The sequence below is a fragment of the Enterococcus mediterraneensis genome (genome assembly GCF_900604485.1).
Lineage (GTDB): Bacteria > Bacillota > Bacilli > Lactobacillales > Enterococcaceae > Enterococcus_C > Enterococcus_C mediterraneensis.
Genome location: NZ_UWOP01000001.1, coordinates 129,534 through 142,476, shown reverse-complemented (window position 1 = coordinate 142,476; position 12,943 = coordinate 129,534). Strand labels below are relative to the sequence as shown.

General features: G+C 40.7%; 15 protein-coding genes. 11 read left to right on the top strand and 4 right to left on the bottom strand.

The features are described 5' to 3' along the window. Positions 1-135: 135 nt before the first annotated feature. Positions 136-1,146 (bottom strand): tryptophan--tRNA ligase, encoded by a 1,011-nt coding sequence (gene trpS / locus EFB00_RS00705; protein ID WP_122645030.1) that lies wholly within the window; start codon positions 1,144-1,146, stop codon positions 136-138. 283 nt (positions 1,147-1,429) lie between these two features. Between trpS and EFB00_RS00700 the strand changes: the two genes are divergently transcribed. The 8 genes from EFB00_RS00700 to cbpB all read left to right on the top strand — a co-directional run bounded on the left by EFB00_RS00700 (position 1,430) and on the right by cbpB (position 7,756). Then, positions 1,430-2,167 carry an amino acid ABC transporter ATP-binding protein gene (locus tag EFB00_RS00700; protein WP_277424032.1) on the top strand — a complete coding sequence of 246 codons (738 nt, stop codon included), beginning with the start codon at positions 1,430-1,432 and terminating at the stop codon, positions 2,165-2,167. 11 nt (positions 2,168-2,178) lie between these two features. Continuing rightward, positions 2,179-2,991: a transporter substrate-binding domain-containing protein gene (locus tag EFB00_RS00695; RefSeq protein ID WP_122645028.1), complete on the top strand. Its 813-nt coding sequence runs from the start codon at positions 2,179-2,181 to the stop codon at positions 2,989-2,991. 2 nt (positions 2,992-2,993) lie between these two features. Beyond that, positions 2,994-3,641 (top strand): amino acid ABC transporter permease, encoded by a 648-nt coding sequence (locus EFB00_RS00690; protein ID WP_122645027.1) that lies wholly within the window; start codon positions 2,994-2,996, stop codon positions 3,639-3,641. A 15-nt stretch (positions 3,642-3,656) separates the two neighbouring features. Then, entirely contained in the window at positions 3,657-4,313 is a 657-nt protein-coding gene (locus EFB00_RS00685; RefSeq protein ID WP_122645026.1) for an amino acid ABC transporter permease, read from the top strand. Between the two features lie 165 nt (positions 4,314-4,478). Further along, positions 4,479-5,288: a glutamate racemase gene (gene racE, locus EFB00_RS00680; RefSeq protein ID WP_122645025.1), complete on the top strand. Its 810-nt coding sequence runs from the start codon at positions 4,479-4,481 to the stop codon at positions 5,286-5,288. Then, positions 5,288-6,628: a ribonuclease PH gene (gene rph, locus EFB00_RS00675; protein WP_122645024.1), complete on the top strand. Its 1,341-nt coding sequence runs from the start codon at positions 5,288-5,290 to the stop codon at positions 6,626-6,628. The genes racE and rph overlap by 1 nt, the downstream gene beginning before the upstream one ends. A gap of 1 nt (position 6,629) precedes the next feature. Then, the gene (locus EFB00_RS00670; protein ID WP_122645023.1) at positions 6,630-7,151 is read left to right on the top strand and encodes a metallophosphoesterase; all 522 of its coding nucleotides are present in this window, start codon (positions 6,630-6,632) and stop codon (positions 7,149-7,151) included. A 107-nt stretch (positions 7,152-7,258) separates the two neighbouring features. Beyond that, entirely contained in the window at positions 7,259-7,756 is a 498-nt protein-coding gene (gene cbpB / locus EFB00_RS00665; protein ID WP_122645022.1) for a cyclic-di-AMP-binding protein CbpB, read from the top strand. 56 nt (positions 7,757-7,812) lie between these two features. On the opposite strand, the gene EFB00_RS00660 is transcribed toward cbpB, so the two are convergent. Then, a complete protein-coding gene (locus EFB00_RS00660) occupies positions 7,813-8,730 on the bottom strand; it encodes a mechanosensitive ion channel family protein (RefSeq protein ID WP_122645021.1) in 918 nt (305 codons plus the stop codon). 156 nt (positions 8,731-8,886) lie between these two features. After that, positions 8,887-9,447 (bottom strand): TetR/AcrR family transcriptional regulator, encoded by a 561-nt coding sequence (locus tag EFB00_RS00655; protein ID WP_122645020.1) that lies wholly within the window; start codon positions 9,445-9,447, stop codon positions 8,887-8,889. A gap of 156 nt (positions 9,448-9,603) precedes the next feature. Here EFB00_RS00655 and EFB00_RS00650 point away from each other — a divergent pair, with 156 nt between their 5' ends. Both EFB00_RS00650 and EFB00_RS00645 read left to right on the top strand, forming a co-directional pair. Continuing rightward, positions 9,604-10,335 carry an ABC transporter ATP-binding protein gene (locus EFB00_RS00650; protein WP_122645019.1) on the top strand — a complete coding sequence of 244 codons (732 nt, stop codon included), beginning with the start codon at positions 9,604-9,606 and terminating at the stop codon, positions 10,333-10,335. Then, a complete protein-coding gene (locus tag EFB00_RS00645; protein WP_122645018.1) occupies positions 10,332-11,420 on the top strand; it encodes an ABC transporter permease in 1,089 nt (362 codons plus the stop codon). Before EFB00_RS00650 ends, EFB00_RS00645 begins: the two co-directional genes overlap by 4 nt. Before the next feature lie 99 nt (positions 11,421-11,519). Here EFB00_RS00645 and fabI read toward each other — a convergent pair whose 3' ends face one another. Next, on the bottom strand, positions 11,520-12,275 hold the full coding sequence (gene fabI, locus EFB00_RS00640; RefSeq protein ID WP_122645017.1) for an enoyl-ACP reductase FabI: 756 nt from the start codon (positions 12,273-12,275) through the stop codon (positions 11,520-11,522). A gap of 190 nt (positions 12,276-12,465) precedes the next feature. On the opposite strand from fabI, the gene fabZ reads away from it, so the two are divergent. Next, complete coding sequence (gene fabZ / locus EFB00_RS00635) at positions 12,466-12,906, top strand: 3-hydroxyacyl-ACP dehydratase FabZ (protein ID WP_122645016.1); 441 nt, start codon at positions 12,466-12,468, stop codon at positions 12,904-12,906. Positions 12,907-12,943: the final 37 nt, after the last annotated feature.

The following is a 12,943-nucleotide window of genomic DNA, read 5'->3' as shown; positions in this document are numbered from 1 at the left end:
TATTTATGGTTAGATACCATTGTTAAAAGGTGGTATTTGACCATTTTTATTTTGCAAAAAAATATTTGGTATCATTACTCAATCTGAGTAACAACACCAAATATCATAGAGTCGGTTAGGTTTATACACTTGCTTTTATTTGAAATACTCGATTCCCATCGCTTTTTTGACTTCAGATAGGGTTTGCGCGGCAACTTTTTCCGCTTCTTGGCTTCCTTTGCGCAAAATATCCATCACCATTGCCGGATCTTTTTCAAATTCTGCACGGCGAGCGCGGATCGGCGCCAGTTCCTCTTCCAATACATCGATCAAGTAGCGTTTGATTTTGACATCACCAAGACCGCCTTGACGATAGTGGTCTTTTAATTCTTCAATATACGCTTTGTCTTTGCCGAAAACATCTAAATAGGTAAAGACCATATTGCCTTCCACTTGACCTGGATCTTGCACGTGGATATGGTTCGGGTCAGTATACATACTCATGACTTTCTTTTGCACGACGTCAGCTGGATCAGCGAGGTAGATCCCATTATTTAGTGATTTGCTCATTTTTCCTTGTCCATCAAGACCAGGCAGACGACCCATGCCTTTTGGCGGTAAGACAGCTTTTGGTTCCACTAAAACTTCTTGATAGATAGAGTTGAAGCTGTGAACGATCTCTTGTGTTTGTTCCAGCATCGGCTTTTGATCTTCGCCAACGGGCACAAGGTTTGATTTGAAAGCAGTGATATCAGCGGCTTGAGACACTGGATAAATAAAGAAGCCGGTTGGTACCCCTTCGCCAAATTGTTTTTGCTCGATTTCGGATTTTACAGTTGGATTGCGGCGAACACGACCGACACTGACTAGGTTCAAATAATACATAGTCAATTCCGCTAACTGCGGGATCTGGGATTGGATAAATAAAGTGCTGCGGGCTGGATCAAGACCGACAGATAGATAATCGAGGGCAACTTCCAAGACATTTGACGAAACCTTTTCCGGATTGCGGGCATTATCTGTCAATGCTTGCATATCCGCGATCATAATGAATAATTGATTTTCAGGATCAGCCTGCATCTCCACCCGTTTTTTTAGAGAGCCGATATAATGACCTAAATGGAGTTGTCCAGTGGGGCGATCTCCAGTTAAAATAATATTTTTCAAATTAATTCCACCTTTGCTAAAAGCTATAAATTATCGTTATCGTCAGTTAACATCTTACCTTTTTTTTCAAAGCGAAACAACTATCTCTAAAAGAAAATACGAGTCATGCAAACATCGAAAGTGGGAATTTATAACATTGCTATGTCAGAAAATTAAAAATAATTGTACGAAGTTGAGAAAATTTCATTACAAGACCTTTACAAATGAAAAAACAGTAGACTATAATATAACTTAATCTTAAAAAATATTTAATGTAATTCTAAATATATAGAAGGGTGGCGAAATAGCCATGATTGAATTCAAACAAGTAGAAAAATACTACGGAAAGTTTCATGCGCTGAAAAATATCAATTTAACGTTTGAAAAAGGTGAGGTGGTAGTAGTGATCGGGCCTTCTGGTTCCGGGAAAAGTACCATGCTGCGATGCATCAACGGACTAGAAACGATCACTTCCGGAGAGCTGCTGATCAATGGAAAAAATCTTTATGATAAAGATGTAAAACTGACTGAGATCCGTAAAAATATTGGAATGGTCTTTCAACATTTTAATCTTTATCCCAATAAAACGGTGTTAGAAAATATCACGTTGGCACCTATCAAAGTATTGAAGAAAAACGAAGGCGAAGCAGTAGATCTAGCAGAAAAATTATTGAACCGCGTAGGAATGTTGGATAAAAAAGATTCATATCCGTCTATGCTTTCTGGTGGGCAACAACAGCGGGTAGCTATCGCGCGAGGGCTTGCGATGAATCCTGAATTTCTTTTGTTTGATGAACCAACATCAGCATTGGACCCTGAAATGATCGGCGATGTATTGAATGTTATGAAAAAAATCGCGCGAGACGGTATGTCTATGATCGTTGTCACACACGAAATGGGCTTTGCTCAAGAAGTGGCCGATCGGGTAGTATTCATGGCTGACGGCGAAGTAGTGGAAGAAAGCCGCAATGTAAAAGAGTTCTTCGCGAACCCAACGACGGAACGCGCGCGTCAATTTATCAGCAAAGTAATCAATCATTAGGAGGATGCTATATGAAAAAAAAGATCGTATGGTTTTTCGCGCTTATGATGGTTGTTTGCACGCTAGGTGCTTGTGGCGGTAAAAGCGTCGCAGATCAGGATATCGCCAAAACAAGCCGCGAAAAAAATCAAATCGTTTGGGGCGTTAAATATGATACTCGCTTATTCGGACTGATGGATATCGCCACAGGAGAAGTCCGCGGGTTTGATATCGATATTGCTAAAGCCTTGACTGAAAAAATGTTAGGTCGTGACGGGAATGCCATTTTTGTCGAAGTGACATCTAAAACCCGGATCCCTTTATTGAAAAACGGGAATATCGACGCGATCATCGCGACGATGACGATCTCGGAAGAACGGAAGAAGCAAGTTGACTTTTCCGATGTTTATTTTGATGCGGGACAATCCATCATGGTACAAAAAGACAGTCCTATCCAAAGCGTCAATGATTTAGGCGCTAATAATACCGTTTTGGCGGTCAAAGGTTCAACTTCCGCCGCCAATATCCGTGAACATGCACCGGATGCGAAGATTTTAGAATTGGAGAATTATTCTGAAGCATTTACCGCATTACAGTCAGGTCAAGGAGATGTAATGACGACAGATAATGCGATCTTGTTGGGAATGGCGGCTTCCAATCCAGATTATAAATTGGTTGGAGGGACGTTTACCAATGAGCCTTACGGAATCGCCATCAACAAAAATCAAGAAAATTTTCTAAATGAAGTCAACCAAGCATTAAAAGAGATCCATGAAGACGGAACCTATGACGAAATCTATCAAAAATGGTTCCCTGATGATGAAACTGGAAAGGTGGAGGAATAATCATGCTTACTTTATTTCAAAATTATTCCGGAATGTTTTTCGACGGATTCAAATTTACGATCTACGCCAGTTTGATCGCATTGTTCTTTAGTTTGCTGATCGGCACACTGATGGCTATCTTTCAACTGTCCCACAATAAATTCATCAGCGGATTGGCAAAAGCCTATGTCGAATTCTTTCGTAATATCCCGCTGTTGATCATCGCGATGTTTTTCTTTGTGGTGCTGCCTAGATATGGATTGCCTCTTGACGGTTTTCAAGCCGGAACGATCGGTTTGATCATTTATACTTCTGCATTTATTGCTGAAACAGTCCGTTCAGGTATCCAAACGGTTCCTAAAGGACAAATGGAAGCGGGACTTTCTTCCGGTTTCACCTACGCACAGACGATGCGCTATATTGTTTTACCTCAAGCGTTTAAGATCGTTGTTCCACCATTGGGCAATCAATTTATCAATCTAGTGAAGAATTCATCTGTTTTAGCGATGGTAGCTGGTCTGGATTTGATGTACCAAGGTGACTTGATTGCCAGTGAAACATTCAATACGTTTGATACGTATATTATTGTAGGACTTTTTTATTTAGTACTTACATTACCATTGTCTTATTTGATGGTTTACTTGGAAAAACGCTGGGCGGTTCGTTCGTAGAAAGGAGGAAAAACAATGAATTTTTTTGATGCATTTTCATGGATAAACATCCGCTTTCTGATAGAAGGATTGCGCGTTACGATCGAAGTATCGCTGCTTTCGATCATTTTCAGCTTTTTGATCGGCGGACTGGCCGGAGTCATCCGCTTTTCCAATATTCCCATAGTATCAAAGATCGTCGGAGTCGTTGTGGATGTCATTCGTAATCTGCCGCTGCTATTGATCATCTTCTTCACTTATTTCGCTTTGCCCCAGATCGGTATCAGCTTTGATATTTTTTGGTCGGCAGTCGTGGCATTGACGATTTTTGAATCTGCTATGCTGTCAGAAATTTTTCGCGCAGGGCTCAACGCCGTGCCGAAAGGACAGATGGAGGCCGGCTTATCGACAGGGCTCAGCTATGTTGAAACGATGCAATCGATCGTGATGCCGCAAGCCTTCAAGGCAATGATCCCAGCAATCGTCAGTCAGCTGATTTCTTTGATCAAGGATACCTCCTTGGCGGTGATCATCTCATTGCCGGAGTTGACCCACCATGCGCGGATCATTTACGGACAGAATGAAAACTATGTCTTGCCGATGTTCTTGGCGATGACGATCGCTTACTTTCTTGTTTGTTATATACTATCGCTATTTTCCAAATACTTGGAGACCAAACGATACGATTACTGATAAAACGCTCGATCCAAAAATCTGTAAGATTTGGGATCGGGCGTTTTCATTAGCAAATGATTGACGAAAGTATGAAAAAAACATAGACTTGAAAAAGTCAGCGAAAAAGTAGAAAATAAGAACATTGGACGAATAAAAAGATCCCGAAGCAAAGGATGGGAAAATATGTCAAATGAACAACCAATCGGATTTATTGATTCTGGTGTCGGCGGCTTGACCGTTGTAAAAGAAGCCTTGAGACAATTACCGAATGAAAATATTATTTACCTAGGGGACACAGCACGTTGTCCATACGGTCCCAGACCGGCAGAACAAGTCATTGAATTTACATGGCAAATGACAAATTTCCTGTTAGATAAAAAGATCAAGATGCTGGTGATTGCCTGCAATACAGCGACGGCTGTGGCATTAGAAGAAATCAAAGAAAAACTGCCGATCCCTGTGGTGGGAGTGATCCTTCCAGGAGCTCGCGCGGCGGTCAAAGCAACGAAAAGCCAACGAATCGGCGTGATCGGTACACAAGGTACGATCAAAAGCGGCGCCTATGAAAAAGCGATCCGTTTGAAGACTTCTAAAAGTGATGTATTCAGCTTGGCCTGTCCTAAATTTGTGCCGATCGTAGAAAGCAATGAATATCGCTCTTCTGTCGCGAAAAAAATCGTTGCAGAAACCTTGCTCCCTTTGAAAAACAAGCAAGTGGACACACTGGTTTTAGGATGTACACATTATCCATTACTGCGTCCGATCATTCAAAACGTGATGGGCAATGTCCGTTTGATCGATTCCGGGGCGGAAACAGTTGGTGAGGTCAGCATGTTGTTAGATTATTTCGATATCGCACACCTCTCGGATAATAAGAAACCGCAGCGAGCATTTTATACTACCGGATCGACCAGACTTTTTGATGAGATCGCAAATGATTGGCTGGATATTGAAATAGCCGCGAAACATATTGATTTAGGAGGAAAAAACTAATGCGTCATGATGGACGAACTGTACAAGATATTCGTAAAGTAACGATCGAAACCAATGTTTATAAACATCCAGAAGGTTCAGTAGTCATCTCATTTGGTGATACACAAGTGATTTGTTCCGCAACGATTGAAAATTCCGTACCTTCTTTTTTACGAGATACTAAAACCGGCTGGGTAACAGCGGAATACAGCATGCTTCCAAGGGCAACGAATACCCGCAATCGCCGAGAAAGCAGCAAAGGAAAACTTTCTGGACGTACGATGGAGATCCAACGCTTGATCGGACGTGCATTACGGGCAGTCGTGGATCTGGAAAAACTTGGGGAACGCAGTATCGTCGTGGATTGTGATGTCGTTCAGGCAGACGGCGGAACTCGCACGGCAAGTATCACTGGTGCATTCGTCGCCCTTCGTTTAGCTATCAATAAATTGCTGCAAAATAATGAACTGAAAGAAGATCCAATCAAAGAACATTTAGCAGCTATTAGTGTAGGCATCTTGCCTGATGGGTCGTTTGTGACAGATTTGGATTATGAAGAAGATTTTGCCGCACTGGTGGATATGAATTTAGTCATGACTGAGTCAGGTCGTTTCGTGGAGATCCAAGGAACTGGGGAAGAAGCAACTTTTGACGGAGAACAGTTGAACAGTATGCTGTTTTACGGGAAAAATGCTATCGAATCTCTGATCGCTTTTCAAAAAGAAGCGCTATTGGAAGATGTTTCTGCTCCAGAAGAACAAACGATCGTGATCGCGACCAGAAATCCCGGAAAAGCGAAAGAATTTCAAGCTATTTTCGGCGAATCCGGTTATCAAGTCAAAACACTTCTGGATTTTCCTGAACTTCCTGATGTGGCAGAAACAGGAAAAACATTTGAAGAAAACGCACGACTAAAAGCAGAAACGATCGCTCAAATCCTAAAACGCCCTGTGTTGGCGGATGATTCAGGACTGAAAGTCGATGCATTAGGTGGAATGCCTGGTATCTATTCAGCGCGTTTTGCCGGTGAACAAAAAAGCGATGCGGCCAACAATGCCAAATTGCTTCATGAATTGACGGATGTCCCTGACGAAAAACGGACTGCGCAATTTCATTGTACGTTGGTTTTTGCCGCGCCAAATAAAGAAAGTTTAGTGGTGGAAGCGGAATGGCCAGGACGGATCGCCCGAATCCCAAGAGGCGAAAACGGCTTTGGTTATGATCCTTTATTTATTGTTGAAGGTATGGACAAGCATGCGGCGGAATTATCTGCAGCAGAAAAGAATAAGTACAGCCATCGGGGGCAAGCAATCGAAAAGTTGAAAACCGTTTGGCTGGATTGGCTAGAAGGAGGAAAATAACGTGAAGTATTTGGTGGTCAGCGATAGTCATGGCGATCGGAATATTCTTGTAGATATTCTCGAAAAAAACCAAGACAGCATCGATTATTTTTTCCATTGCGGCGATTCGGAATTGAGCAGCGGTGATGAATTGTTCCAGACCTATATTTCAGTAGGAGGTAACTGTGATTTCGATCCTGGTTATCAAGAGCGTCGCATCATTCAAACACCTAACGATCGAATCTATATGACCCATGGACATCTATCTAGTGTTCGTTTCGGATTGACCCAGATTTCTTTTGAAGCGCAAGAAGCAGATGCGGATATCGTTTTATTCGGTCATACTCATATGATCGGTTGTGAAATGGTCAAAAACCGCTTATACCTGAATCCGGGAAGTATCTCCCAGCCCCGCGGCTCGATCCAAGTGAAAAGTTATGCGATCATCACTAGTGAAGATCAACAATATCACGTGCAATATTACGATCGCAATCATCAACCGGTCTCTGGACTTTCCTTTGCGTTTGATCGACAAGTGCAATAAAAATAAAAATTATCTAATTTTTGATAAAAAGAAAACGATTTACCACCTTTCTTGTTTTTTTTTAGGTACAATAGGATTGTATCTTGAAGCAGAATGGAGGCAGCTTGATGATAGGGCACACGGTAAAAGAATTATTACTTGAAAAACAAGATACTTTTATAGTTCCTGCTGATAATGTCGCAAATTTGATGTATGAACACCCTTTGGATCACGCGTTATTGGTTTTATCAAAAGTAGGCTATTCGAAGATCCCTGTTTTAGATAAAGAAGACCACTTTGTTGGATTGATTGGTCTAAATGATATTGTTGGAAAAATGATCGATTTGACAAAAATCGACACCGATAATCTTTCTGGGATGACTGTTGCGGATGTAATGGAAGTTGGTGTGACATGTGTCACAGAAAACAGTCCATTAGAAGATATCCTGCATTTACTTGTAGACAATTCTTTCCTACCGATCGTTGATTCAGAGAAGCGATTTGTCGGCATCATTACCAGAAAAGAACTTTTAAAATCAGTGAATCATTTAGTCCACGAATTAGAGCGGCGTTATGATCTATTGGAAAAACATACAAATGAATCAGAAGGACTGAAAGTCATATAAAAAGCAAACGCGCATGAGGCTGTGATCGCCTTATGCGCGTTTTTATTCGCTGAATTTTACAGTGGTCCAGTAATCGGATTATTAGGGATCGTAAAGCCGGCTTCGGTCAATGCGTCCACAGAAGCTGCTAAAAAGTCTTCTTTAACGACACCTTGTTTGCCGTTTAAGACATACATGGTGGTGCGGATGGCGTAGTTTCCGTTGCCCAGATCCACTAAACCAAAAATATTTGGTTGTGTTTGGATCTCTTCTTCATGAAGTTCGCTGATCTTCTGATTTGTTTCTTCAATGATCGATCGGATCTGCGAAATTCCTTCGCTTGGCAAAATGCGCACATCGACAACTACCTGCATATTTGCTCGTGATGTGTTGCTGATGGTGGTGATATTGCGGTTAGGGATGAAGTGCACGGTCCCATCCAACGATTTGAGCTGTAATGTTCGGATGCCGACAGAAGTGACAGTCCCTTCGATCGATAGGTTCGTTAACCGAATATAATCACCGACGTCGATCTGTTGTTCCATGATAATGAAAAATCCTGTGATGATATCATTCATGAATCCTTGCGCCCCAAGACCAATCGCCAAACCTGCGATCCCAGCACCGGCTAATAGTGAGCCAACAGGTACCCCGATCGTTGAGAGAAGGGAGTAGATGAAGAAAAAGCCTAATGTGTAATGCACGATATTTTGGATCAATGTATGGATCGTATGTATACGACTTTCGTTCAGAACGTTTCGTTTCTTGTAAGATTGATAGCTTTGGTCTACAACAAAATCCCCTAAACGAAACAATATGCCAAAAAGGATCAATAAGAAAATCAGCATCAGACCTTTTTGGATCAAGATCCCGACGATCGCTTCCCAATCGATATTTGTCCACCAGCGTTGCAGGGCATTCAACTGTTGCGCTGCTGGTTCAGTGATTTTTGAACCGGTGGAATCGGTGGTTTCACTTACTGCTGCTAAAAACATAAAAAATCTCTCCTAAAAAACAAGTTGATTTTATTGTAACAATTTTTATGAAAAAAACCATCTTAAAAGCTGAATTTTATAGATTCACAAAAATCACCTGTGAATCGTTTTTATTTTTAGACCAACTTATTGCAAAAAAAATTAAATAAGAAGAGGCTATATCTTTTTAAAATCATAGCCGATCAGACGTCTGATTATTTGCATCATCTGCTCTGGCGTTTCTTTTTGGCCAGAGTTGATCCATTCTTGAAAGGTCCCCAATAACGCATTACTTAAAAAAGCCAATGTATATCGTTCCTCTATTTCGTTTTGAAGAGTTAAAGTAAGGTAAGGCAGGATATTTTTTCTGGCATTTTCCCGCATGATCTGTTTGATTTTATCCTGGATCTCAACTGAACCATGTTTTGACAGCAGCAAGGAGAGCAGCTCTTCTTCATTTTTTAAGTGGGTCAGCATGTACAATAAAAAAGCGCCAATATCTTTTTGTTTTTGTTTTTGGAATACTTCATTCGCGTAATCAATGAATTCTTTCAAATAAGATTCGACAAGATCATACTTATCAAGATAATGCAGATAAAAACCGCTTCTGCTTATCTGCGCTTCTTCGCAAATAGTTGTTACGGTGATTTGTTCAAAATAATTTTTTCTAAGCAATCTAGTCATCGCGGAAATAATATTCTTGCGAGTTCGATAATAGCGAATGTCTTTTTTCTTCATCAGGTCTGCTCCTTTGCGAATTAGTAATCAATTTTTTCGATTTGTTCATTATCTAAAGGTATCTCTTGCATAATTATCTAATCAATTTATACTTCATAGAGTACAAAATAATGTACAGTATGTCCATTATTTTTCAGGAAGATAGGAGGAAGGAAAATGAAAGAGGATAGCGTTATTGCCAGTCTTTCTCACGCATATAAATCCTTTGCTAAACATGAGGTCTTAAAAGATATCAATTTAGAGATTCATTCCGGTGGGATCGTAGGATTGATTGGTCCCAGCGGTGCAGGGAAGTCCACCACGATCAAGTGTCTGATGGGAATGGAGAAGCTGGATAGAGGAGAGACAGCCGTTTTTCATAAAAAAATGCCTAATCGTAAAGTTTTAAAACAAATCGGATATATGGGACAAAGCGATGCTTTATATAACGAACTGACAGCAAAAGAAAACTTGATTTTTTTCGGCAATCTTATGGGACTTACAGGGGATGATTTAGAAAAAGCCGTTGAAAAAAATATGAAATTGGTGGATCTTCTTGATGTATTGGACCAGCCGGTAAAAACTTTCTCGGGCGGCATGAAGCGAAGATTGTCGCTAGCCATCACACTTTTAGCTGATCCGGATCTGCTTATTCTGGACGAGCCGACAGTCGGTATCGATCCCAAGCTGCGTGTTGATATTTGGGATCAGCTGCGCTCTTTGGCGAGGGAAAATAAAGGGATCATAGTTACCACGCATGTAATGGATGAAGCAGAAAAATGTGATCAGGTAGGATTGATCGTTGATGGAAGGTTATTTGCTTTTGGTACTCCAGAAGAATTGAAGGATAAATTTTCCGCCCAATCGATCGAAGAAGTATTCTTGAAAGCAGAGGTGTCTTCCAAATGATCCGGTTTAAAGCAATCGTCATACGAGTGATAAAAGAATTAGTGCGGGATAAAAGAACGTTGGCGTTGATGCTGATCGCTCCAGTCTTTATTTTGACATTGATGAATGTGGTATTCGATACAAATTCTGACATCCATGTGAAAATCGGGATCGATGAAACAGTCCCAACCAGCCTAGTAGAAAATTTTCCTTCTGATATTAAAACAAAGAAATACAACAATCAGGAATCCGCCAAAGAAATGATCAAAGCAGATGATTTGGATGCCTATATAACGAGAAATGATTCAGAATTGAAAGTAACCTATGAAAATGAAGATCCTAGTACCACAGCACAAATAAAATCATTGATCCAGCAAAGCTTGACAGCTGACAGATTAAAGGAAATGAGCGCGGAAATACAAAAAAACGCTCAACAGAACCACGCTTCATCGACTATTCCGAGTTTTACGATAAAAAACACCTATGTTTACGGAGATAAAGACAGTACTTTCTTTGATAAGATCTCGCCTATTCTGATCGGCTTTTTTGTTTTCTTTTTCGTCTTTCTGGTTTCCGGGATCGCTTTATTAAGAGAACGCACAAGCGGCACATTGGAGAGGCTGTTGGCGACCCCTGTTAAGAGAAGCGAGATCGTTTTTGGGTATATGGTGGGTTATGGTATTTTTGCCATTGTCCAAACATTGCTTATCGTTTTTTATGCGATCTATGTTTTGGATCTGCAGATCGTAGGCGATTTGTGGCTGGTACTTTTGACTAATAGTTTAATCACACTGACGGCACTAGCAATGGGGATCTTTGTTTCGACATTTGCAAATTCAGAGTTTCAAATGGTTCAATTCATTCCAGTGGTTGTTATCCCGCAATTGTTTTTCTCTGGATTGATCCCGCTTGATACCATGAACGACTGGATAAAAAATATTGCCTTTATTTTTCCATTGAGTTATGCGGGAAGAGCGATGACCAATATCATGATAAAAGGGCAGGGAATAGCGGCTATCTGGCAAGATTTGGCAGTGTTAGTCCTATTTATACTATTTTTCACGCTTTTGAACATAACTGGACTGAAACGTTACAGAAAAGTCTGATTTATTGAATAAAAACAAAAACCGACTGCAATTTGCTTTTCTCACTAGATGTGAATCTAATGAGAAGCAAACTGCAGCCGATTTTTTTAATGAAAATAATTATGAAAGGTGGACGCCTTTATCGACGTAGATCACTTCACCGATGATCCCGCTGGAAAGAGGACTCACCAAAAAGGCACATGAATTGCCGACTTCTTCGATGGTTACACCCACATGGTCAGGAGTACGGTCTTCAGAAAGTTGGATCAATTTTTGGTAGTCTTTGACACCAGTAACTGCCAATGTCTTGATGGCACCGGCTGAGATGGCGTTCACACGGATATTCTTTGGAGAAAGCTCTGCTGCCAGATAGCGCACTTCTGCTTCTAATGCAGCTTTCGCGATACCCATCATATTATAATTAGGAACAGCTCGTTGGGCGCCTAAATAAGACATCGTCACGATGCCGCTGTTTTCCGCTAAGATCGGTTGTGCGTAGCGAGTGACCGCGATCAAAGAATAAGCACTGATATCTTGCGCTAATTGGTATCCTTCGCGTGTGATTGCTGTTACATCCCCTGAAAGATCATCTTTATTCGCATAAGCGATAGCGTGGACGATACCATGGATCTCACCCGCGTAGTCTTTGATCGTTTCAAAGGCTTGTTGGATACTTTCATCGCTGGCAACATCGCATTCGACAGTAAATTCGTTTTCCTCCAACAGTTTTTCTAAAGATTTTTTCATTCGCTCATTTTGATACGTATAGATGACTTCGGCACCTTGTTGGCGTAAAGCTTGAGCACAGCCCCATGCGATACTGCGTTTGTTGGCAACGCCCATTACAACTATTTTTTTTCCACTTAAAAAGCTCATGTTTACACTCCTTGAAAATGAATAATTTCAGTAAAAAGGTCATCTTTTTTCAACCTTGCTTTATTATTAGCTAAAATGTTTTGATTGTCAAACTAATTTTTTCTAATTGATTCATAATTTGCAAGAATTAAATGTTTATGTTATTTTGATTATCAAAGTAAATATAAAGAATTCTCAAAGGAGAGAGCTTATGGAAAAGTATTTATCAGAAGTTGAAGTAATGGAATTGATCCCGAATCGCTACCCGATTTTTTATATTGATTATGTTGATGCGTTAGAACCAGGTAAAAAAATCATTGCTACGAAAAATGTGACGATGAACGAGGACTTTTTCCAAGGACATTTTCCGGGAAATCCTGTGATGCCAGGCGCGCTGATCCTTGAAACTTTGGCGCAAGCCGGATCGATCTTGATTTTGAAATCAGAAGAATTTTTAGGACGCACAGCGTATATCGGCGGTATCAATAAAGCAAAATTCCGCCGCAAAGTTACTCCTGGTGACGTGATGAAATTGATGTTTGAGATCACTAAGATCAAAGGAAACGTGGGGACTGCCAATGCAGTAGCGACCGTTGAAGGAGAAAAAGCCGCGGAATGCGAATTTACTTTCATCGTAGGCGACCAACGATAAAAGATTAAAAAACAGAAAATATTCGCTAATAAAGAAA